Genomic DNA, 21,485 nt, shown 5'->3' with positions numbered 1-21,485 from the left:
GAGGGCCTTCAGGCGTCAACTAGCTTCAGCCGGCCTTGCGACGCAGGCGCAGCAGGACCAGGACGCCGGCACCGGCCAGCACCAGCAGGCCACCGGCCCACAGCAGCCAGGCGTTGTCGAAACCGGTGTTCGCGAGGCCGCCGCCGTTGCCGCCGTTACCGCCGACCGCGGGGGCCGGGGCGGTGGTGCTGGTCGGGGTCTCGGAGGACTCCGACGGCTTCGAGGTGGCCGGAGCCGAAGTCGACGGCTTGGCCGTGGTGGTCTTCGTCGGCTCGGGCGGCCTCGTCGGCTCGGACGTCGGCGCCTTCTTCTCGCCGCAGACGAACCAGTGGCTGATCTGCGCCTGCTGGTCACCCTTGTTCAACGGCGAGCGCAGCTGCGTCCACGGCGGGTTCTCGGGCAGCCCCTTCTCCCCGGGCACGTAGACGTTGTAGCCGTGGCCACCCTTGACCACGATCGCCGTGACGGTGACGCCCTTGGCGACCGCGGTGATGTCGAGGTACTTGTCCTCCTGCGTGCCACCGGTGAAGGTCAGGTCCGAAGTGGGCAGGACCTTGCCCGGCAGCTTGGCCCCCTCGCAGGTGGTGGCGTTGCTGCCCACGACCTGGGTCGCGCGGTCGTCGCTGCGGGTCGCCAGGGCGGTGCCCGCCGTGCCCAGCAGGGCGGCGGTGGCGAGGGCGACGACGGTGACGGCGGAACGAACGCGCCGTCTGGACTGGATCTGCATTCAGAGCTCTCCTGTACCGATCGGGGGGACAAACGAGCGAAGCGTGGTTGCCTCTTCTGAGGGACGAAGGTCAACTCGCGGTGCTTCTACACGAGTCCCGTTCACCCGTCGGGGTGAGGCAAGAGCCCGGACGTTATCGCACACCGATTTCACACCGAAACCGGGGCCCCCGACAAAGCGGCCCACCATCCACAAAGGAATGGTGGGCCGCCGAAACGAGAATGATCAGTCCGAAACGGACGCCGGCACCTCGCCCTTGTTCTGTTGGCCGAGCAGCGAACGGCGACGGCTGTAGGCGAAGTAGACGACGACGCCCAGCACCATCCACGCCAGGAAGCGCAGCCACGTGAGCACGGTCAGGTTCAGCATCAGCCAGAGGCAGGCGATGATCGCCAGGATCGGGATGACCGGGACCCACGGCACCCGGAAGGCGCGGGGCAGATCGGGCCGGGTCTTGCGCAGCACCAGTACACCCGCCGAGACCAGAACGAAGGCGAAAAGCGTCCCGACGTTGACCATTTCCTCGAGTTTGTCCGCCGGGAAGAACGTCGCCGCGACCGCGACCAGCCCGCCGACGACGATGGTCGCCCGCTTCGGCGTGCCGTGCTCCCCGGTCTTCGCCAGGCCGCGCGGCATCAGGCCGTCACGCGACATCGCGAAGATGATCCGGATCTGGCCGAGCATCAGCACCATGACGACGGTCGTCAGACCGGCGAGGGCGCCGACGGAGATGATGTTGGCCGCCCAGTCGACGCCGTTGGCCGCGAACGCGGACGCGAGCGTCTTCTTGCCGCCGTCGCCCGCCGAAGTGGCGAGGTCCTTGTAGTTCACCATGCCGACGACCACGAGCGACACGGCGACGTACAGCACCGTGACGATGGCGAGCGAGCCGAAGATGCCGCGGGGCACGGCCTTCTGCGGGTTGCGGGTCTCCTCGGCGGTCGTCGCGACGATGTCGAACCCGATGAACGCGAAGAACACCAGCGACGCCGCGGCCAGCAGGCCGAAGACCCCGAACGAACTGCTGCCGCCACCGGCGATCAGCGAGAACAGCGACTGGTCGACGCCGGTGGACGCCGACTCCCCGGCGGGCTGCGCGTCCGGGATGAACGGGGTGTAGTTCGACCCCTTGATGTAGAAGATGCCGAGCACGATCACGAACAGCACCACCGCGACCTTGATCCCGGTGATCACCATGGAGAACCGCGAAGACAGCTTCGTGCCGACGGCGAGCAGAGTGGCCAGCACCAGCACCACGAGCAAGGCGCCCCAGTCGACCGGGACGGAGCCGATCTCGAACGTCGTCTTCGTGCCCTTGCCGAAGATGTAGGAGAGCACGGTTTCGAGGTAGGCGGACCAGCCCTTCGACACCGCGGCCGCGCCGACCGCGAGTTCCAGGATGAGGTCCCAGCCGATGATCCACGCCATGAACTCGCCGAACGTGGCGTAGGAGAACGTGTACGCGCTCCCGGCCACCGGGACGGTCGACGCGAATTCCGCGTAACAGAGGGCGGCCAGCGCGCAGGCGATGGCCGCGAACACGAACGCGAGCGAGACCGACGGCCCCGCGAAGTCACCGGCCGTGCGCGCGGTGAGGGTGAAGATACCGGCACCGATGACGACGGCGACGCCGAAGACGGTCAGGTCCCACGCGCTCAGGTTCCGCCTGAGCCTGGTCCCCGGTTCGTCGGTGTCCGCGATGGACTGCTCGATGGATTTCGTACGCCACAGACCGTTTCCGGGCACCCTTGACCTCCTGCATCTCACTGCGGTTCAAGGGACCCTATCCTTCGGCCGTGACGGCAGCGCGGTGGGAGAGCAACGAAGTACCCGGAGGTCGCGGCGGTGATCGGCGGAGTACGGACAGTCGCACACGGCGAAGGAACTGAAGGAAGACGCGGAGAAGTCCGTGAAGGCCTCCTTGAGGGACCCTGGGTCCCTCAAGGAGGCCTTCACGGACTTTGACCTGCGGAAGCCGGCGCCGCAGCGGCAGGTGCGCCGCCCAGGGGGCGAGGCTCAGGCCAGCGCGCGGTCCAGGTCCGGCTCCAGGTAGATCAGCTTCGCCGTCGGCACCTTCGCCCGCACACGCGCTTCGGCGTCGTCGATGGCTTGCGCGATGTCGGCGGTCTCCAGCCCCGGCACCAGCGCGAGCTTCGCGGCCACCAGCATCTCGTCCGGCCCGATGTACAGCGTGCGGATGTGGATGACCCGCTCGACCTTGCCCGCGGCGAGTTCGTCGACGATCGTGCCGAGGTCGGTCTCGGAGGCGCCCTCGCCGATCAGCAGGCTCTTCATCTCGATGATCAGGATGATCGCGATGATGCCGAGCAGCACACCGATCATGACGGTGCCGATGCCGTCCCACACCGGGTCGCCGGTGACGACCGAGAGCCCGACGCCCGCGAGCGCGAACACCAGGCCGAGCAGCGCGCCCGCGTCCTCCAGCAGCACCACCGGCAGTTCGGGGGTCTTGGCCTGGCGGATGAACGCCCACCAGCCGGCGTCGCCCTTGATCTTCTTCGACTCCTGGATCGCCGTGTAGAAGGAGTAGGACTCCAGCCCGATCGCGACGACGAGGATGCCGACGGCCACCAGCGGCGAGGTCAGCGCCTCCGGCTCGCTGATCTTGTGGATGCCCTCGTACAGCGCGAACACCGAGCCGAGGCTGAAGAGCATCAGCGCGACGATGAACGAGTAGAAGTACCGGTCCCGCCCGAAGCCGAACGGGTGGGTGCGGGTCGCCTTGCGCTGCGAGGTCTTCTGACCGAGAAGCAGGAGACCCTGATTCGAGGTGTCCGCGAGCGAGTGCACGGACTCGGCCAGCATCGAGGACGACCCCGTGATGAGGAAGCCGGTGAATTTCGCGGCCGCGATTCCGGCGTTCGCCACGAGCGCGGCGATGATCGCCTTGGTTCCGCCACCTGCAGACACGTGCAACTCCCCAATGGTGTCCCGATATGCCGGGTTCGAAGGCTAGCAGTGCAGATGAGCCGGTACACGGCGGGCGGGACAGGTCACGGAATTGTCGGGCCCCCTCGCTAGTGTCGCCCCTCTCATGACCTTGGGGAGGTGCCCGTGCCGCGATTCGGCGTGCTCGGACCGTTGACGATCGAGAGCCCGCCCGGGCGGCGCACGACGCCGCGCGGCGATCATCAGCGTGCCCTGCTGGCCGTCCTGCTGCTGAACGCGAACTCGTCCGTCCCGGTCGACGCACTGGTCGAAACCCTCTGGCCGGACACACCACCGAAGTCGTACTCCTCGAATCTGCACACGTACGTCTCCCGCCTGCGGGCCCGGTTCGAGGGACTGGAGATCGAGCGGGATCCGCACGGCTACCGGCTGGTGGTCGAGCCCGGTGACCTCGATCTGCTGTCCTTCCGCGAAGCCGCCGCGGCGGGGAAGGCGGCGGCGCGGGCGGGCGATCCGGCGGCGGCCGCCGGGCACTACCGCCGGGCGCTGGCGGAATGGCGCGGACCGGTCCTGTCCGGACTGCACATCCCCCGGCTCGACGCGGACGTCGCCCGGCTCGAGTCGGAACGCCTCGCCGCTTTCGAAGACTGCGTCGACGCCGAACTGTCCGACGGCAGGCACGGCGAGCTCACCGGCGAGCTCCAGGCGATGATCACCGAACATCCGCTGCGGGAGCGGCTGGCCGCGCAGCTGATGATCGCGCTGCACCGCGCCGGGCGGCAGGCCGATTCGCTCGCCGTCCACCGCGAGCTGCGCGCCACCCTCGTCGAGGAGCTCGGCGTGGAACCCGGCGCCGAGGTCCGTCGCGTGCACGCCGCCGTGTTGCGCGGCGAGGATCCGGTGCCCTCGGCCAAGGCGGCGCCGGTCTTCCCGATCTGCCAGCTGCCGCCGGACATCGCGGATCTCGCGGGCAGGGAGAGCGAGATCGCGAAGCTCTCCGCTCTGCTCGGCGACGGCACGGGTGTCCCGGTCGCGGTGATCACCGGAGAACCCGGATCGGGCAAATCCACTCTCGCGGTCAGCACCGCGCACAGGCTCCGCCGGTCCTTTCCGGACGGGCAGCTGTTCGTCCCGCTGGCCGGCGCCTCCGACCCTCGCGATCTCGCCGACGTCCTCGGCGACCTGTTGCGCGCGCTGGGCGTCACCGGACCCGCCATCCCGGACGACGTCGAAGCCAGGGCGGCGGTCTATCGCGGCCGTCTCGCCGACCGGCGGGTCCTCGTACTGCTCGACGACGCCGCGAGTCCCGATCAGGTCCGCGCGCTGCTGCCGGGAACGCCGGGCAGTGCGGTCCTGATCACCAGCAGGCGACGGCTTTCCGGGCTCGCGGGCGTGGATCGTCTCCCTCTCGCGCCGCTGTCCGGCGCCGAGGCGATGACCCTGCTGGCGCGGCTGGCCGGGCCGGACCGGGTGGGCGCCGAACGCGCGGACGCGGAGCGGATCGCCAAGGCCTGCGGCAATCTCCCGCTGGCGTTGCGGATCGCCGGCAGCAGGCTCGCGATGCGGCCGGGCCTGCCGCTCGGGAAACTCGCCGGGAAACTGGAGGACGAGGTCTCGCGCCTCGACGAACTCCAGGTCAGCGATCTCCAGGTACGCGGCAGCATCGCGTTGAGCTATCAGGCGCTGAGCCCGGCGGCGCGGCGCGCGTTCCGGTTGATCGGCCGCTGCCGCACCCTCGACCTTCCCGCGTGGGCGGTGTCGACCCTCATCAACGACACAGCCGACACAGCCGACGACGGCGCGGACGAGGCCATCGACGAACTCGTCGAGGCCAGCCTGCTCGAAGCCACCGGTCTCGACCCGACGGGCGAGCAGCGGTTCCGCGTGCACGACCTCGTGCGCGTGTTCGCCACGGAACTCGGCCGGGAACTGGAGACCCACGCCGAGCGGGTGGCCACCGTCGCGAAGGTGTCGGACGCGGCGCTGTGTCTCGCCGACACGGCGGCCCGCCGCCTGCCGAGGACGGTGCCGATGCCGTTGTCGGATCACGAGGTGCCCGCGCAGCCGCTGGCGGACGAACTGGTCGAGCGGCTGCTCCGCGATCCCGGCACCTGGTTCTCCGTGGAGCGGGCCAACCTGGTCTCCGCCGTCTCGTCGCTGTGCGCCGTCGGCTGGCGGCGAAAAGCGTTGCGGATACTGGAAAGACTGAGCGCGTACCTGTACTTGCACAGTCATTACACCGATATGCGGACGGCGTACGAGACCTTGCGCGACGCCGCCCGCGAGGCGGGCGACAGGCACATCGTGGTCATCGCCGAGGCGAATCTGGCGGTGTTGCTGCACGTTCGCGGCGAGTACGAACGCGCCGCCGAGGGCTACCGCGAATGCTCGAAGGAATTGGCGGAGCTGGGCGACATTTCCGCGCAGGCGTGGGTGGAGACGAATCTGGCGCGCTGTCTCGTCGGTCTCGGCAGGGCCGGGGAATCCCTGCACGCCGCGACCCAGGCCCGCGAACTGTCCACTGTGGAGGATACCGGGCCGGGGGCGTACGCGCGGCAAGCGGAGTCCGCGGCGTTGCATCGGCTCGGCAAGGTCTCCAAGGCACTGGAAATCGACAGGCGAAGCCTCGCGCACGCGCGTGAAAGCGGCGACGAACGCCAGCTCGGCGTTGCCCTGCAAGGGCTTTCGTGGTCGCTGATGCTCGACGGCCGCCCGGAGGAGGCCCTGGAAACGATCGAGGAATCGGTTCGGGTGCTGCGCCGGACTACGGCGAAATCGGCGCTGGCGAAGTCGTTGCGCACCCAGGGCGCCATCCTCGCGGGCGCCGGACGGCGCGCCGGCGCGGTGAAGGCCTACGAGAACGCGCGACGGCTGGCCGGAGCGCTCGAAGAACGGCCGAGGGAACTTTCCTGTACACGGGCGATCGCCGCGAGCTGGATCGGCGACGGCCGGGCCGACCGCGCGATTCCCGTGCTGCGCCAATGCCTTGACGAATTCCGCGCCATGGGCGGGAAACCCGCGACGGGCCTCACCCTGCACGTGTTGCGCAAGGCGTACGAGGCCGTGGGGGAAACGAAGGCGGCCGAGGCGGCGGGCGAAGAGGCGAAGCGATTGGAAGTCCCCCACGACGCCAACGCTTCGACCCTCGTCCGGCTGCTGTTGTCGCTCACCGAACCCGCCCCGGCCTGACCGGGTGGTGCCCGACCCCTCAGACGGGCACCACCCGGAAATCACACCGCGGCGAGCCGTGGTTCACGCCGTCCGGCGGAGTACCAGGCCAGCGCGATCACCAGCACACCGTTGGCCGCGGCGTCCCACACCGGCGGCGAGGCGGGCCCGAGGCGCGCGACCGCGAACACGTTGATCAGCCCGGCCACGGTCAGCATCACACGGATGGGCTGGGTGCCCGTCATCACCAGCGCGGCGGTGAGCAGCACCTGCGCGCCGAGCGAGACGAGCACGACCAGCGGGAGGTTCAGCCTGCTCTCCGCGCCGGCGGCGAGGTCGTGCAGGCCGGATCCCGCGGCCTTGACCGACTCGATCGTGTCACCGGCGAGTCCCGACAGCGTCTGCGCGGAGCCGACCAGGTCCTGGCCGCTCGGCAGCGGGAGCACCAGGTCGACGACCGGGACGAGCACGGTCACGACGGCGAATCCGAGCGCGGCGAGCAGGGCGGCGGGGCGCGCGGGCACCCGGTAAGCGCGTCCGCTCGCCGCGTCGGGATGGGAAGTCACTGCTGCTGCTCTCCTCGGCCATCGTCATCCGGGAGAAGCCGACGACAATCGCCGGGTCACCCGTAAGGATGATGGTCGCGGAACCCGCCACACGGAACGCACACACTTTGGCCAAGGGAACGCCATTCGGCACCTGGTTGCGGTCCTTGCGCGCGCAAGGACCGCAACCAGGTGCCGAATCGCGGGAGTTGAGGGGCCTAGCAGGTGCCGGCGGTGGCGCGGAACACCTGGGTGCGCTCACCGGACAGCGGCCGCACGCGGACCTCCGGGTCGGCGGCCGGGAGCCACACCGACTGGCCTCGGCGGAGCTCGACCTGTTCGCCGTCGTCGGCCGTCACCAGCAGACTCCCGGCGGTGCACAGCAGGATCTGCGGGCCGACGTCGTGGACGCCGATCTCCCCGTCGTCCCCGGCTTCCCATTCGATCCGCGACAGCTCGAACTCCGGCGCGTCGGTGCGGTACACCGACAGTCGCTCCTCGCGCTCGCCGCTCTGGACCGGCATCTCTCCGCACGCGAAGTCGACGACGCGCAGCAGTTCCGGCACGTCGACGTGCTTGGGGGTCAGCCCGCAGCGCAGGATGTTGTCCGAGTTCGCCAGGATCTCGACCGCGGTGCCGTGCAGGTACAGGTGCAGGTTGCCGGCGGGGAGGTAGATCGCCTCGCCCGCGCTGAGGGTGAGCCGGTTGAGCAGCAGCGCCGCGAGCACACCCGCGTCCCGCGGATGCGACTCGCCGAGTTCCAGGATGGTGCGGCATTCGACGTCGAACTCGCCACGTTCCCGGACGTGCTTCACACACGAATCGAGGACCTCGGGCAGCAGTTCGTCGAGCGCGGCCTGCGGCAGGGTGATCCAGGTGGTGAACAGCGCGCGCAGCCCGGCCGGATCCGGCTGGGCCTCCAGCAGCACCGCGTACTTCGCCAGCCCGGGCGTCTCGATCGCCTTCAGCAGTGAGATCGTGCGTTCCGGGTCGCGGAAGCCCGCCAGCGCGTGGAACTCCGTCAACGCGCAGACGAGTTCCGGCTTCGCCGTCGGATCCGGGTAGTTGCGGTTCGAGGCGTCGCGCGGGATCCCCGCTGACTCCTCGCGCGCGTACCCCTCCGCCGCCTGTGCGGCCGACGGGTGCGCCTGCATCGAAAGCGGCTCTTCGGCGGCGAGGATCTTCAGCAGGAACGGCAGCCTGCCGCCCCAGCGGTCGGCGCAGGTCGTGCCGAGCTGGCCGACCGGATCGGCTTCGACGAGCTCCAGCAGGCTCCGCTCGGTGCCGTCCGGGCCGATGACGTGGGACGGGTCGCCGGGGTGGGCGCCCATCCACAGTTCCGCCTCCGGATGCGGCGCCGGCACCGGACGCCCCAGCAGCTCGGGGATCGTCGTCCTGGACCCCCACGCGTAGGGCCGCACGGCATTGCGCAGCAGCTCCACTGTCACCTCAACTCCTCGCCGGGCACGGGTGTGGTGCCGGCCCTCGTTGCTTACGTCGCGCTCGGGGCTCACGCCGTTGCAGGCGTGTACCTCCCGGCGCCGCCGATGCTGCCGACGGCCAGCCCGAGGTAGACCGCAGCCAGCTCGAAACGCAGCGCGAGAACGGCCGCACGCACGATCTCGTCCGCTTCGATCTCTTCGGCCGGGGCGATCACATCGCCGCCGGGCAGCAGGTCTTCCGCCTGATAGCGGGCCGCCTCCGCGGCAGGCCCCGTCCGAACCGAGAGGAGCAGCACCCTCGGCGTCGCGCCGGCCCCCTCCTCCGGGTCCGCGAAGATATCGCGATCCACGCCACCGGACAACGCCGCCCGCCGCAAAGCGGGCCTGGCCAGCGCCTGGCGGTAGTCCTCCACGTCACAGACGACGGCGGCGTGCGCGGCGAACGCGTGGGCCGCGTGCTCGCCGACGGCGACCGCGACCGGGTCCAGTCCCCACAGCAGCGGCTGGCGCTCGGCCAGCTTCAGCGCCATCGCCTTGGCCGGGTTCGCGAACGATTCCCTGGCCAGGTAATCCTTCTCGGCTTCCGCGTCGAGCTGGTCGGCGAGCTGCTCGAGGTCGGCCACCAGCAGACCGAGCGCGTTCGCGGTGAGCAGGGCCGCGGCGAGCCCGCGCGGGAAGGCCATCTCCGGCGGAACCGGGAGCCTCGGCGCGAGGAGCACGCCCTTGCCCGCGACCGAGGCCGCGACCGGGCCTTCGGCGGGCGCGGACAGCACGACGGTGGCCCCGAACCGGGCGGCGCGTTCCAGGGAGGCGGCGAGCTCGCGGTCACCGGCGTCGTCGGTGTGCGCGAAGACCACGTCGAGCGCGCCGATCCAGCTCGGCACGACCTCGGCGACGACGACCGGCACCGGGCACGACGGGGTCAGGAGCGCGGCGACCAGCCGGGTCAGCGTCCGGCTGACCCCTGGCCGGTCGATCAGCACGAGCGAGCGCGGGCGCCCGACGTCCAGGCGATCGCTCAGCTCGAGTTCGGCCGCGGCTTCGGCGGTCGCCCGGACCTGGGCGCCCGCCATCGCGGCGGCACGGAGAAGCCCCGCGGTGTCGGCCTCGGCCAGCCTCGCGGGATCGTCGAGCAGGGAATCGTCAGGGACCGTCGGCATGGGCGCCATCCGGGGTCGTCGGCTCGGTGGCTTCGTCCAGCAACAGTACCGGGATTCCATCACGGACCGGATACGCGCGACCGCATTCCGTGCAGGTCAGCGAATCGGCCTCCGGATCCGCCGCCGTCCCCGGCCGCAACGGCGCGTGATCGGGGGACGGGCAGGCCAGGATCTCCAGCAGCTGTGCGTCGAACGTGACGGCCATGGTTACTCCCTACCTGTGGGACATCTCTATGTGTGTTTTCACGACACATTCGTTACCCACGGACTATCGCCAGTACGTCTTCGGTCAGCGCCCGGACGGCCTCGGCGTCGGCGGCCTCGACGTTCAGGCGGAGCAGCGGCTCGGTGTTGGACGGGCGCAGGTTGAACCAGCCACCGCCGGGGAGCTGCACGGTGAGCCCGTCCAGTTCGTCGATTTCGACGCCGTCGCGGGCGGAGAAGGTGTCCTTGACCGCCATCATGCGCGCGACCTGGTCGTCGACGGTGGAGTTGATCTCACCGGAGGCCGCGTAGCGCGAGTACTCCGCTGTCAGCTCGGACAGCGGGCCCGTCTGCTCGCCGAGGGCGGCGAGGACGTGCAACGCGGCCAGCATGCCGGTGTCGGCACGCCAGAAGTCGCGGAAGTAGTAGTGCGCGGAGTGCTCGCCGCCGAAGATCGCGCCGGTCTTGGCCATCTCGGCCTTGATGAACGAGTGCCCGACCCGGGTGCGCACCGGCTTGCCGCCGTGCTCGGCGACGATCTCCGGGACCCCCTTCGACGTGATCAGGTTGTGGATGATGGTGCCGCCCGGCTCCTTCTCCAGCTCACGGATCGCGACCAGCGCGGTGATGGCGCTCGGCGACACCGGCTCGCCGCGCTCGTCGACGACGAAGCAGCGGTCCGCGTCGCCGTCGAAGGCGAGACCCGCGTCGGCGCCTTCCTCGCGCACCTTCGCCTGGAGGTCGACGATGTTCTTCGGGTCGAGCGGGTTGGCCTCGTGGTTCGGGAAGTTGCCGTCGAGTTCGAAGTACATCGGGACGACCTCGATGGGCAGGCCCGCGAAGACCGTCGGGACGGTGTATCCGCCCATGCCGTTGCCGGCGTCGACGACGACCTTCAGCGGACGGCTGCCCGACAGGTCGACGAGTTTGCGCAGGTACGCGGCGTAGTCCGCGAGGACGTCCTTCTCGGTCACCGAACCTCGCTGGCCCGCGAAGGCGGGCACGCCCTGCTCGACGGTGTCGCGGATCTCCGCGAGACCGGAGTCCTGGCCGACGGGGGCCGCGCCCGAGCGGCACAGCTTGATGCCGTTGTACTTCGCCGGGTTGTGGCTGGCGGTGAACATGGCGCCCGGCAGGTTGAGCGACCCGGACGCGAAGTACAGCTGGTCGGTGCTGGCGAGGCCGATCGACACGACGTCGAGGCCCTGCGAAGTCACGCCGTCGGCGAACGCGGCGGACAGCTCGGGCGAGGAGTCGCGCATGTCGTGGCCGATGACGATGGCGTCCGACTCGGGTTTGATCAACAGGGCGAACGCCGAACCGAGGTCGCGGACGAGTGCCGCGTCCAGCTGCTCACCGACCACGCCACGAATGTCGTAGGCCTTCACGATGCCCGAAAGGTCTGGCACGCCTGCTCCCCGCCGATAGTCTCGTTACAACGCCCTCTGGCGCGCTCGAAAGCCTACCGGCGAGCCCTCGCGTCAGGCGCGGCCGGGCAGGACGCGCAGGTGGCCGCGCCTGCCGGAGGGACCCTCGGGTTCGGGCGCCGGCGCGGGCGCGGGCTTGTCGGAACGGCCCGCTTCGCGCACGGCCTCGGCCAGCGCGGTCAGCTCGTCCGCGGAGGGGTCCGGGGCGGCGAAGGCACCTTCGTGCCGGACGACTTCCCAGCCCTTGGGCACGGTCAGCCGGAGGGCGTGAGCTTCGCAGAGGTCATAGGAGTGCGGCTCGCTCGCGGTGGCCAGTGGCCCCACGACGGCTGTCGAATCGCTGTAGGCATACGTGAGCGTGGCGACAGCGGGTTCGAGACAACCCGTTCGCGAACACTTTCGTACGCTCCGCACGATCGAGAACGATAGCGCGTCGCGAGCCCGGCGTACCGGCGACACGCGCTTTGAATCGCCGAGCGCGTACCCTTCGGTTCGTGGCGACGGCTCGTGATTCCCGACAGCGACGGCGGATGCGACGGGACCGGCACGGCCGGGGCCTGCGCGGAGCGCTGTATCCGTCGACCCTTCCCGCCGCCGCTAGCAGGGCGGAAAGGTTCGACGCGCTGGTTTTGGACGCGCTCGAACCGATCGAAGCGCGCTGGCGGCACGAGCTGACGAAGCTCGACGTCGCCGTCGACGACGTTCCCGAAGTTCGCTCGGATGGCGCACCGACCGGAGTGGACGGCGTGCTGCACGACGGCGCCGTCCCGCTCTCGCGGCTCGTGCCCGCCGGCGTCGACCGCGCCGGCCTCCCGACGCGGGCCCGCATCGTCCTCTACCGGCGCCCCCTCGAAGCGCGCGCGAAGGACCCCGGCGAACTCGCGGAACTCGTCCACGACGTCCTCGTCGAACAGGTCGCGGGCTACCTCGGCGTCGAACCCGACGTCATCGAAGGCGAATAGAGCCCCCAGCGCCACGCAAGGGACGCTCAACGTCCCCAGCGTGGCGCTCGGGACACACTCGACTCGGGGCGCACTCAAGGGCCAAGGTCACGAAACAGAGGGCCGCCGCCGCGTAGGCACGGCCGTCAGCAGTGTGAACAGCACCGCCGCCACCTGCGCCAGCAGCAAAAGGTTCCGCGTAGTCCCCTGATGCTCCACCACGACCTCCGAAGGCGCAGGCGGCACCGACACCGCCACCTGATGCCCCCAGGCCCGCACGATCGGCACGGCCTTGCCGTCCACGCTCGCCTGCCAGCCGGCCTCGAACTCGGCGGCCAGCACGAGCAACCGCCCGGTCGGTCCCTCCGAGACGCGCACCCGCACGTCCGGCAGCCCGGCCTGCACCGGCGCCACCCCGGGCGACGCCCCCGGCGCGCCCTTCCCGGTCACGGCCGCCTGTGCCAGTTCCGGCGAGATCAACGCCACCTGCCCACCGGCGGGCAGCAACCGCAGCACCGGACGCCCGTCCGAGGCCGGCGCCGCCGGAGCGACCAGGTCACGCGCGAGTTCGACGAAGGCACCGCCGTCGGCACCGCCCGGCAGAACGACATACGAGACCCCCGAGGCCAAAGCCGCCGCGAAGGCCTGCTTGACGGCGTCCGGCGAACCTTGCAGAAGGTCCCGGCGCCACGAAGCGAGCCGATCAGCACTACCCGGTGTCGGCGCGAACTCGTCGTCGCCGTAGAACGGCAACCGTCCACCGGTCTGCCGCACCGGCTCGGTCGAAGAACCCAGCACCAGCACCGAACGGCCGCTCGAAGCCAGTTCAGCCGAAATCTCCGGGGCCAGGGAGGGACGCTCACCCGCCCGCAAGGGGCCTTCCCGTCCGGCGACCACCGCACCGGTCGCCAGCGCCAGCAGCACGAGCACCCCGGCCACCGCCGTGACCTTCGCCAGCCACGGCGCCGGCTCGGCACCGGACCCGCCCCGCTGCCAGGTCGCCAGCACGGTCCACAACAGTCCCGCGCTGATCACGAGCAGCGGCACCCCTGCGTACCCGGTCGCGTGCGCGCCGCCCGACATCGGCGTCACCGCCACGAACCGCACCGCCACGAGCCCGAGCACACCCAGCACGACGACCGCGAGACCGCCGCCCGCGCCCTTCGACGGCCGGACCACCAGCGCGACGATCGCGGCCGCGACCAGCGCCACCCCGATCGGCCAAGCGCCGGGACCGCCCGGATCCAGCCCGGCGAGATCCGCACCGGACGCGGCCGTGGCACCGCCACCCAGCCCGTGCAACAGCAGCTCCGGATGCCTCAGCAGCACACTCGGCCACGGAAACAGCAGCGCCAGCGGCAGGAAGACCACGATGCCGACCGACGCGATCCGCCGCGCGAGCCCGGCAGGCGAAGGCAGGACCACGAACCCGATCACCAGCCCGACCAACGCCAGCGCGTGCGCCAGCGGCGAGAAGGCGCCGATCAGCGCCAGCCCGATCGCGCTCAGCGCGGAAACATGCAGCCATCGCGAATCCGCGCGGACCAACAGCCCCACGATGCCCGCGATCACCAGAGGCAGCAGCAGGTGCACGACTACGACGTCGAGCCGTCCCTGCGCGACCGAAGCCGTGGCCGCGGGAAGCACGCCGTACGCCGCCGCGACGACGGCGCGAACCCAGCGACGCACGCGTAGGTGCCGAGTGGCCGCGTACGCGCTCAGAGCCGCGAGCGGGATGTCACCGATCAGCAGGATCGCGACCAGCGCCGCGGGCCCGCCGAGCGGAGTGAAGAGCGCGCCGATCGTGCCCAGCACCGGCAGCGTCGCGGGCGCGGGACTCGCCGTGCCACCCGCGATCGCGTGCCACGGCGCGAGATACGACGACCAGATCTCGCCAAGCCCGCCGACCGGCAGCAGTTTCCCGCCGAAGAGATCAAGACCGAGCCGCGAACCGTTGACCACGAAAGCGAGCGCCGTCAGCACCACGAGCATGATCACCGGTGGGGCGAACACGGTCGCGCCGAGCACACGCTTCCGGTCCACCTCGACGAACACGAGCTCCGGTTCCGGCCGCCGCCCGCCGTCACGCGGCACCGGGGACGGTTTCGGCCCGCCCGAAGCGGGTTTCTCGGTGACACTCTCGGGTACGGCGACCGCGACGACCGCGCTGGGCCGCCGCAGGCCCGTCCCCCGCGAACCGACACCGCGCATCGCCCCCGCGGGCAGCGCGCCGGGGCCCACCGGACGATTTTGCCCGGCTTTCAACGCCTCCGGCGGGATCCAGGCCCCTTCCTGATCCGCGCTCTCCGGAACCGTCCCGAGTGCGAAGTCCCGTTCGACGCCGCGCCGGACGAGACCCACGACACCGGCGCGTACGGCGTTGCGCACCCGCGTCATCCGCCCGGTGAACAGACCGCGGACATCGCCCGGCCGGTCGGCCTTCCGGCGTTCGGCGCGAGCCGCGCGCAACCCGCCGCGACCGCTCAGCAGGTACCAGGCGGCCGCGAGTTCCGCGCCCGCCTCGCCGGTACGCCGAAGCAGCAGGAACGCCAACGCCCGCAACACCGCGAAGACCGGAATTCGAAAAAGACCGAACCAAAAGGACAGCGGGGAGCAATTGACGAGGAACACCCGGAGCCCGTGCGCGCGGTTCGCCACCCCGAGGGAAAGCGCCAGCACGTCCGGTTCCCGCTGTCCGGTACTGAGCGCGCGGGCGTGCCGGAGCCGGGCCCCCGGCACCGAAAGCACGCGGCCGCCCGCGGCGTTGGCACGCCAGCCGAAGTCGAGATCCTCGCGCAGCAAAGGAAATCCGGGGTCGTAGCCGCCGAGGTCGTGCCAGACTTCCCGTCGCACCAGCGATCCCGCGCTCGGCACGGCGAGCACCGCGGTGTCGGTCTCGTCCGGTGAGATCTGCTGCCGGTGGCCGATGGCGTCGGTCGACAACCCGGCTTCGACGATGAGCCGCGGGTCGCTCCAGTCGACCGCCAGGGGACCGAGCACCGTCGCCGCGGGCTCGTTTTCGGCCGCTGCCAACAGATTTTCGAGGCAGTCGGGTTCCGGCGCGCAGTCGTCGTGCAGCAGCCAGAGCCAGCCGCCGGGATCGCCCCAGCGTTCGACGGCGTGCAGAACGGCCTCGCCGACCGCGGCGCCGAAGCCGACATCACTGGAGAGGGTGAGGATTCCGTCCAGCACCGGTGCTTCGCCGGTGGCTCCTCCGGCGTCCGCCGCGTCGGTGAGGATCTTCGCCGTCCGGTCGGTGGACCCGGTGTCGACGGCGAGCACGTGCCGCGGCCGGACACCGCTGCGCCGCAGCGCGGAAAGCGCCAGTGGCAACCAGTTCTCGCCGTTGTGACAGACCACAATGGCCAGAACGGGGGCCGTGCGCGGCACAGGTGACGCGGCAGTGCGAGACAACGGGCACTCCAGATGTGGCGGCGAAGTCGAGTGCCGCCACCCTACGACGCGCCCCTGTCACCCGTTGGTGGCCCCACTATGTGGAAGCGGGCGGAGCGATCTCCGGCACACGGAGGCAGCCGGAGATCACCGTCACACAGCTCGCTTTTTCAGTTTCCTACGCTCACGTTCGGAGAGCCCGCCCCAAATACCGAACCGCTCGTCATGCGCGAGGGCGTACTCGAGGCACTCGTCCTTGACCTCGCAACCGAGGCAGATCCGCTTGGCTTCACGGGTGGAGCCGCCCTTCTCGGGGAAGAACGCCTCCGGATCCGTCTGCGCGCAGAGGGCCCGCTCCTGCCAGTCCTGCTCTTCCGCGGAGGCATCGTCGAACAGCTCGGTGAGATCGCCCAGTTGCTGCTCCGGGACCTCACCCCAACCCACGACTTGCCCCCATTCCCTTCCATCTGCTTCCAACCGCACGTCCGCCTCCTCGCTGTCCACGCACTCCCCAGGCTGGCGGTGTTGAAACACCATCCGCCGCCCCCTTCCAGCGACGAATGACATCACTGTGATTACACCCGTGTAGTGCGGTCAGGTCAAGCGGAGTAGCGAGTTCGGGGGATACCCGCGCGTAGAAGCGCAAGGGGACACGCCGAGAACTTCACATCGGGCATACGGAAGACTGGAGGGGTGCAGAGATCAGCAGTGCGGCCAAGCCCCGTCTTCCTCGGCATCCTCGCGGTCACCGTCCTGGGCGGTGTACTGGCGGCTTTCGGTGACACGACCACGATTTCCAGCCAGAAGTACGACCCGCTCATCATCACCGGCGTCGTCCTGCTCGTCGCGGGCGGCTGGGTCGCGTCACTGACGCTGCACGAGTTCGGCCACGCGGTCGTGGCGTTCCGCGGTGGCGACCACAGCGTCGCCCACAAGGGTTATCTGTCCATGGACGTCCGGAAATACACGGATCCGGCACTGTCCATCATCCTGCCGTTGGTATTCCTCTTCATCGGCGGCATCCCGCTGCCGGGTGGCGCGGTGTGGATCGAACACGGACGCCTGCGGTCACGCGGGGTCCAGTCGTGGGTGTCGCTCGCCGGGCCGCTGAGCAACCTCGGCGTCGGCGTGCTGCTGACGCTCGTCGTCGCGCTCGTCCCGATGGCGAGCGGTCTCGTGATCGGGCTTTCGTTCCTGGCCCTGCTTCAGATCGTCACGTTCCTCTTGAACATCCTGCCGATCCCCGGACTCGACGGCTGGGGCGCGATCGAGCCGTACCTTTCACCCGGTGCGCGCGAGTTCGGGGCGAAGGCCCGGCCGTGGGCACCGATCGCGCTGTTCGCCGTGCTGTTCCTCGTGGACGGTGCGAGCCGCTTGCTCTGGCAAGGGTCCTTCGCGATCTTCGACGCCGTCGGAGGGTTCAAACTCGCCGCCATGTACGGCCAGGACGCGTTCATGTTCTGGAAGTAGCTCAGGCGGCCTCAGGGTGCTCGGTGAACCATTCGTGCGCCCGCTTCCAGACGCGTTTGAGGCCGGACCGCTCGCCGAGGTAGTCGCCCGCCATCCCCACCACCGGCAGCTTCCCGAGCGCACGGTGGAAAAGACGGCCACGGGGCCGCTTCTCCAGTTCGTCGACGATGCCCAGCAGTCCCCGGCCGAGTCGCCACAGCGTGCCCGCGGCGGCCTTCAGGGTGATCTTGCCGTGCTTCTTCTTCGCTTCGTCGAGTTCTTCGGTGAGCTTCGCCGCTTCGTCGTCTTCGGCTGCCTTGTCGTGTTCGGCGTGTTTGCCCGCCGCGATCACCGGGTCGATGTCGCGTTCGAAGAGGACCCACGCGATCAACCGGACCCGGGCACCGACGTCGGTCACGCCGTACTCCCCCGCGATCGCGCACAGCAACACCCCTTGCGCCGCCGAGCCGAGCGCGTCCTGGACGGGCAGCCTGTCGGCCAGCGCGCCGCCGATACCGGGGATCGCGGTGATCAGCGCGGTGAAGCGGCCGACCCGGTTCACCCACCAGTCGGTCCGCTGGTAGTTCGACATCTCGGCCCACGCCGCGGTGCCGGGCACCTTGACCGAGGTGATCCCGTTGAGCAGCTTGTCCTTCAGCCCGGGCTCGACACCGTCCAGGTCCTCGTGGCGACGGCCCCTGGCCTGCAGGCCGAACGGATCCGCGTCACGCAGCGCGTCGACCATCGGCCCGCAGGCGCGGACGAACGGCCGCAGAACCGCCACGACCTGGCGGTCCGAAATCGCTTCACCCACTGCTGACTCCCTTCGCGGCCTTCGCCGCCGTGCCCAGACCGCCGCCCAGCGCCAGCGCTCCCGGCAGCGCCCCGCCGCCGATCAGCAGCAGTGCCCGCCAGTCCTGTATCAGCACCAGATCACCACCGGGCCCGGCCATGCCCATCCCGAGTACGACAAGTACCCAGACGAGCAGCGGAATCACCGAAAAGGTGGGCCGGACCACTTTCGCGGTCGTCCTCACCAGCAGCGGGGTCGTGATCACCGCGAGCACCACGGTCACCGGCATCGGCGCGTCCCCGAGCTTCGGCAGCACGATCCCGTCGAGCCGGAGCGGCAGGAAGAACAATTCGAGGAGCCCGAGCAAGAACGCGTCGAAGGTCAGCAAGGCCAGCAGCAGGCGCTGCCGCGACGTGAGCGACGGTGACGGCGCGGTCACTTCGCGAGTCCACCGAACAGGTCGGCCGCGGCGCCTTCGGCCGGTCCGTGTGCGAGCACGAAGTACTCGTTCGGGGTGATCGGCTGCGCGACGTCGTTGCTCAGCGCGAAGTGGTCCGCGAGATGCGGCGGAGCGGGCACGCTGACCTGGGTCTCGTGCGCCCGCAGCGCCGCGGCCTTCGCCGGGATGTGCGCGCCGACGTCGAGGACGGTCGTGATGGTCTCGTCCGGCGTCACCGGCAACTCTCCGTCTTCCGGTACCCGGAACGACGAGCGCCCGCGCAGCGCGGCGAGGCCCGCCGTGACGGCGTCGCGGGAAGAAACAGTATGGAAGACCCGCTCGACCGACGCCGCCTTCGTCGCCGCGGCCATGGTGACCTCGTGCGCGCGGATGTGGTCGGGATGCCCGTAACCCCCGAAGGCGTCATAGGTGACGACGACCTGGGGCCGGACCTCGTCGAGGATCCCGGCCAGCTGAGCGGCCTGCTCGTCGAGGTCGCCGCCGGAGAACGCGCGCGGATGGGCCGCCGACGGCGTCCCGGCCATCCCCGAATCACGCCAGCGGCCGATGCCGCCGAGATACCGGTGCCGGGTGACGCCCAGCGCCGCGCAGGCCGACGCCAGCTCACCCGCGCGGTAGCCGCCGAGCTGATCGGAAGCCCACGAGCCGAGCCCGTCGAGGGACGGCGGGATGATCTCGCCTTCCTCACCGAGAGTGCACGTGACAACGGTCACTTCGGCGCCTTCGGCCGCGTAACGCGCGATGGTGCCGCCGGTGGTGATGCTCTCGTCGTCCGGATGGGCGTGCACGAGGAGCAATTTGGGCCTATCCGAGATCACGGCTTGAAGACTAATTCGAACACGGCGCGCTTTCCTTTATAGGGTGTCGGGAACGGAAGCCCCGAGCACCGACCTTAGTCGGGCGACTCTCGGTTATCCTCGCGCAGGTCCCAGGCACTCTTCACCGCCGAGGACGCACAAAACAGGGCATGGCCTGTGCGCCGTGACCATATGTACCCCCACGAAGGGCATCTTGGTGAGCACTGAAGCAGCATCGTCGGACCTCGACGGCGTGTCGGGTTCGGTTCTGTCCATCTCCGACCTGACCGTCTCGTTCCCGACCGAGGACGGCGTGGTCGACGCCGTCAAGGGCATCGGATTCGACGTCAAGCCGGGTGAGATCGTCGCGGTGGTCGGCGAGTCCGGCTCCGGCAAGTCGGTGACCTCGATGTCGGTGCTCGGGCTGCTCCCGAAGACGAGCCGGATCGCGGGCGAGCTCCGCCTCGGCGAGCGCAACCTGGCCGACCTCAAGGAGAAGGACCTCCAGAAGATCCGCGGCAACCAGGTCGCGATGATCTTCCAGGAGCCGATGACCGCGCTGAACCCGGTCTACACCGTCGGCTGGCAGCTGCGCGAGGCGCTCCGCTCGCACCAGGACATCTCGAAGGAAGCCGCCGACAAGCGCGCCATCGAGCTGCTGGAGATGGTCGGCATCCCGAACCCGCCGCTGCGCTTCAAGCAGTACCCGCACCAGCTCTCGGGCGGGCTGCGGCAGCGCGTTGTCATCGCGATGGCGATCTCGTGCGACCCGAAGGTCATCATCGCCGACGAGCCGACCACGGCGCTCGACGTCACCGTGCAGGCGGAGATCCTCGGCCTGCTGCGCAAGCTGCGCGACACCCTCAACACCGCGATCGTGCTGATCACGCACGACATGGGCGTCGTCGCCGACCTCGCCGACCGCGTGGTCGTGATGTACCAGGGCAAAATCGTCGAAGAAGCGCCGGTTCGCGAGCTGTTCGCGTCGCCCTCGCAGGAGTACACCCGCAAGCTGCTCGCCGCGGTTCCCGTGCTGGGCCAGCGTCCTGAAGGCCGCCGCCTTCTCGACGACGAGGGCATCTCCGCCGACAGCGACGAAGCCTCGAAGATCGCCGAGGAGATCCGGCTCGAGGACGACGAGCTCGCCGCCGTGATCGAGGAGAACGCCCCCGCGCTCGAGATCAAGAACCTCGTGCTGGAGTACCCCGGCCGCCGCGGCCAGGCGAAGAACCGCGCGGTGGACGACGTCTCGCTGAGCATCGCCAAGGGCGAGATCGTCGGCCTGGTCGGCGAGTCCGGCTCCGGTAAGTCGACGGTCGGCCGCTGCGCGATCCGCCTGCTGACCCCGACCGCGGGCACCGTGTCGATCGCGGGCAAGGACATCACGAACATGTCCAACAAGGAGCTGCGCCCGCTGCGCCGCTACTTCTCGATCGTGTTCCAGGACCCGGCGTCCACGCTGGACCCGAAGATGACCATCGGCGAATCGATCGCCGAGCCGATGGTGCTGCACAAGTTCCTGCAGGGCAAGGCCCTGAACGATCGTGTGGCGTCCCTTTTGGACAAGGTCGAGCTGGGCGGCCACTACCGCAACCGGTACCCGCACGAGCTGTCCGGTGGCCAGCGCCAGCGCGTCGCCATCGCGCGGGCGCTCTCGCTCGACCCGGCGCTGCTGATCGCGGACGAGCCGACCTCGGCGCTGGACGTGTCGGTGCAGGCGCGGGTGCTGGATCTGTTCCTGGACCTGCAGCGTTCGCTCCAGTTCGCGTGCTTGTTCATCAGCCACGACCTCGCCGTCGTCGACCTGCTGGCCGACCGCGTCGCGGTGATGCAGCACGGCAAGCTGGTCGAGGTCGGCACGCGTGACCAGGTGCTGCACTCGCCGCGTGAGGACTACACCCGTCGCCTGCTGTCGGCCGCTCCGGTCGCGGACCCGGTGCTGCAGGCCGAGCGGCGTGCGGCCTGGGAAGCGGGCAAGCTGGCCCCGGTGGCCGACTGACGCTTCTCAGAAGTACGTGAAGGCCCCCTTCACCGCGCTAGACGCGGTGAAGGGGGCCTTCACGTACTTC

General features: G+C 70.0%; 18 protein-coding genes. 4 read left to right on the top strand and 14 right to left on the bottom strand.

Going from position 1 to position 21,485, the window contains the following annotated elements; all coding sequences use genetic code 11:
* Positions 1–25 precede the first annotated feature (25 nt).
* From H074_RS05165 to H074_RS05155, 3 genes are all read right to left on the bottom strand, one after another.
* Positions 26–727, bottom strand: a complete 702-nt coding sequence (locus tag H074_RS05165; protein WP_007028964.1) for an LPXTG cell wall anchor domain-containing protein — start codon at positions 725–727, stop codon at positions 26–28.
* A 225-nt stretch (positions 728–952) separates the two neighbouring features.
* Complete coding sequence (locus H074_RS05160) at positions 953–2,473, bottom strand: amino acid permease (protein WP_007028963.1); 1,521 nt, start codon at positions 2,471–2,473, stop codon at positions 953–955.
* Between the two features lie 270 nt (positions 2,474–2,743).
* Positions 2,744–3,658 carry a cation diffusion facilitator family transporter gene (locus H074_RS05155; protein ID WP_007028962.1) on the bottom strand — a complete coding sequence of 305 codons (915 nt, stop codon included), beginning with the start codon at positions 3,656–3,658 and terminating at the stop codon, positions 2,744–2,746.
* A 144-nt stretch (positions 3,659–3,802) separates the two neighbouring features.
* On the opposite strand from H074_RS05155, the gene H074_RS05150 reads away from it, so the two are divergent.
* Complete coding sequence (locus H074_RS05150; protein ID WP_007028961.1) at positions 3,803–6,826, top strand: AfsR/SARP family transcriptional regulator; 3,024 nt, start codon at positions 3,803–3,805, stop codon at positions 6,824–6,826.
* A gap of 41 nt (positions 6,827–6,867) precedes the next feature.
* Here the strand turns inward: H074_RS05150 and H074_RS05145 are convergent, their stop codons facing one another.
* From H074_RS05145 to H074_RS05120, 6 genes are all read right to left on the bottom strand, one after another.
* A complete protein-coding gene (locus H074_RS05145; RefSeq protein ID WP_007028960.1) occupies positions 6,868–7,371 on the bottom strand; it encodes a hypothetical protein in 504 nt (167 codons plus the stop codon).
* Between the two features lie 197 nt (positions 7,372–7,568).
* Positions 7,569–8,792: a mannose-6-phosphate isomerase, class I gene (gene manA, locus H074_RS05140; protein WP_007028959.1), complete on the bottom strand. Its 1,224-nt coding sequence runs from the start codon at positions 8,790–8,792 to the stop codon at positions 7,569–7,571.
* A gap of 68 nt (positions 8,793–8,860) precedes the next feature.
* Positions 8,861–9,952, bottom strand: a complete 1,092-nt coding sequence (locus H074_RS05135) for a hypothetical protein (RefSeq protein ID WP_039921492.1) — start codon at positions 9,950–9,952, stop codon at positions 8,861–8,863.
* A complete protein-coding gene (locus tag H074_RS05130) occupies positions 9,936–10,157 on the bottom strand; it encodes a Trm112 family protein (RefSeq protein ID WP_007028957.1) in 222 nt (73 codons plus the stop codon). The genes H074_RS05135 and H074_RS05130 overlap by 17 nt, the downstream gene beginning before the upstream one ends.
* Positions 10,158–10,209: 52 nt before the next feature.
* The gene (locus H074_RS05125) at positions 10,210–11,565 is read right to left on the bottom strand and encodes a phosphomannomutase/phosphoglucomutase (RefSeq protein WP_007028956.1); all 1,356 of its coding nucleotides are present in this window, start codon (positions 11,563–11,565) and stop codon (positions 10,210–10,212) included.
* 72 nt (positions 11,566–11,637) lie between these two features.
* Positions 11,638–11,997, bottom strand: a complete 360-nt coding sequence (locus H074_RS05120) for a DUF3499 domain-containing protein (protein ID WP_083920372.1) — start codon at positions 11,995–11,997, stop codon at positions 11,638–11,640.
* A 116-nt stretch (positions 11,998–12,113) separates the two neighbouring features.
* On the opposite strand from H074_RS05120, the gene H074_RS05115 reads away from it, so the two are divergent.
* Positions 12,114–12,545, top strand: coding sequence for a metallopeptidase family protein (locus H074_RS05115; RefSeq protein ID WP_007028954.1), 432 nt, complete (start codon positions 12,114–12,116; stop codon positions 12,543–12,545).
* Between the two features lie 87 nt (positions 12,546–12,632).
* Here the strand turns inward: H074_RS05115 and H074_RS05110 are convergent, their stop codons facing one another.
* Positions 12,633–15,938: a glycosyltransferase family 2 protein gene (locus H074_RS05110; protein WP_039921488.1), complete on the bottom strand. Its 3,306-nt coding sequence runs from the start codon at positions 15,936–15,938 to the stop codon at positions 12,633–12,635.
* A 132-nt stretch (positions 15,939–16,070) separates the two neighbouring features.
* A complete protein-coding gene (locus H074_RS05105) occupies positions 16,071–16,454 on the bottom strand; it encodes a WhiB family transcriptional regulator (protein WP_007028952.1) in 384 nt (127 codons plus the stop codon).
* A 171-nt stretch (positions 16,455–16,625) separates the two neighbouring features.
* On the opposite strand from H074_RS05105, the gene H074_RS05100 reads away from it, so the two are divergent.
* Positions 16,626–17,387, top strand: coding sequence for a site-2 protease family protein (locus H074_RS05100; protein WP_007028951.1), 762 nt, complete (start codon positions 16,626–16,628; stop codon positions 17,385–17,387).
* Between the two features lies 1 nt (position 17,388).
* Here the strand turns inward: H074_RS05100 and H074_RS05095 are convergent, their stop codons facing one another.
* Genes H074_RS05095 through mshB form a run of 3 tightly spaced genes read right to left on the bottom strand, consistent with a single transcriptional unit; the run spans position 17,389 to position 19,437 of the window.
* Positions 17,389–18,180, bottom strand: coding sequence for a hypothetical protein (locus tag H074_RS05095; protein ID WP_007028950.1), 792 nt, complete (start codon positions 18,178–18,180; stop codon positions 17,389–17,391).
* Entirely contained in the window at positions 18,173–18,598 is a 426-nt protein-coding gene (locus H074_RS05090; protein ID WP_007028949.1) for a hypothetical protein, read from the bottom strand. The genes H074_RS05095 and H074_RS05090 overlap by 8 nt, the downstream gene beginning before the upstream one ends.
* Positions 18,595–19,437, bottom strand: a complete 843-nt coding sequence (mshB, locus tag H074_RS05085; protein ID WP_039921487.1) for an N-acetyl-1-D-myo-inositol-2-amino-2-deoxy-alpha-D-glucopyranoside deacetylase — start codon at positions 19,435–19,437, stop codon at positions 18,595–18,597. Before mshB ends, H074_RS05090 begins: the two co-directional genes overlap by 4 nt.
* A 196-nt stretch (positions 19,438–19,633) precedes the next feature.
* Between mshB and H074_RS05080 the strand changes: the two genes are divergently transcribed.
* A complete protein-coding gene (locus tag H074_RS05080) occupies positions 19,634–21,415 on the top strand; it encodes an ABC transporter ATP-binding protein (RefSeq protein ID WP_007028947.1) in 1,782 nt (593 codons plus the stop codon).
* The last annotated feature ends 70 nt before the right edge of the window (positions 21,416–21,485 follow it).

The sequence above is a fragment of the Amycolatopsis decaplanina DSM 44594 genome (assembly GCF_000342005.1).
GTDB classification, from domain to species: Bacteria; Actinomycetota; Actinomycetes; order Mycobacteriales; family Pseudonocardiaceae; genus Amycolatopsis; species Amycolatopsis decaplanina.
This window is presented reverse-complemented; position numbering and strand designations above follow the sequence as displayed.

Excerpts from the sequence above, each read along its gene's own strand:
- H074_RS05165 (WP_007028964.1), bottom strand. The coding sequence starts at position 727 with ATGCAGATCCAGTCCAGACGGCGCGTTCGTTCCGCCGTCACCGTCGTC.
- H074_RS05105 (WP_007028952.1), bottom strand. The coding sequence starts at position 16,454 with ATGGTGTTTCAACACCGCCAGCCTGGGGAGTGCGTGGACAGCGAGGAG.
- H074_RS05115 (WP_007028954.1), top strand. The coding sequence starts at position 12,114 with ATGCGACGGGACCGGCACGGCCGGGGCCTGCGCGGAGCGCTGTATCCG.
- H074_RS05130 (WP_007028957.1), bottom strand. The coding sequence starts at position 10,157 with ATGGCCGTCACGTTCGACGCACAGCTGCTGGAGATCCTGGCCTGCCCG.
- H074_RS05135 (WP_039921492.1), bottom strand. The coding sequence starts at position 9,952 with ATGCCGACGGTCCCTGACGATTCCCTGCTCGACGATCCCGCGAGGCTG.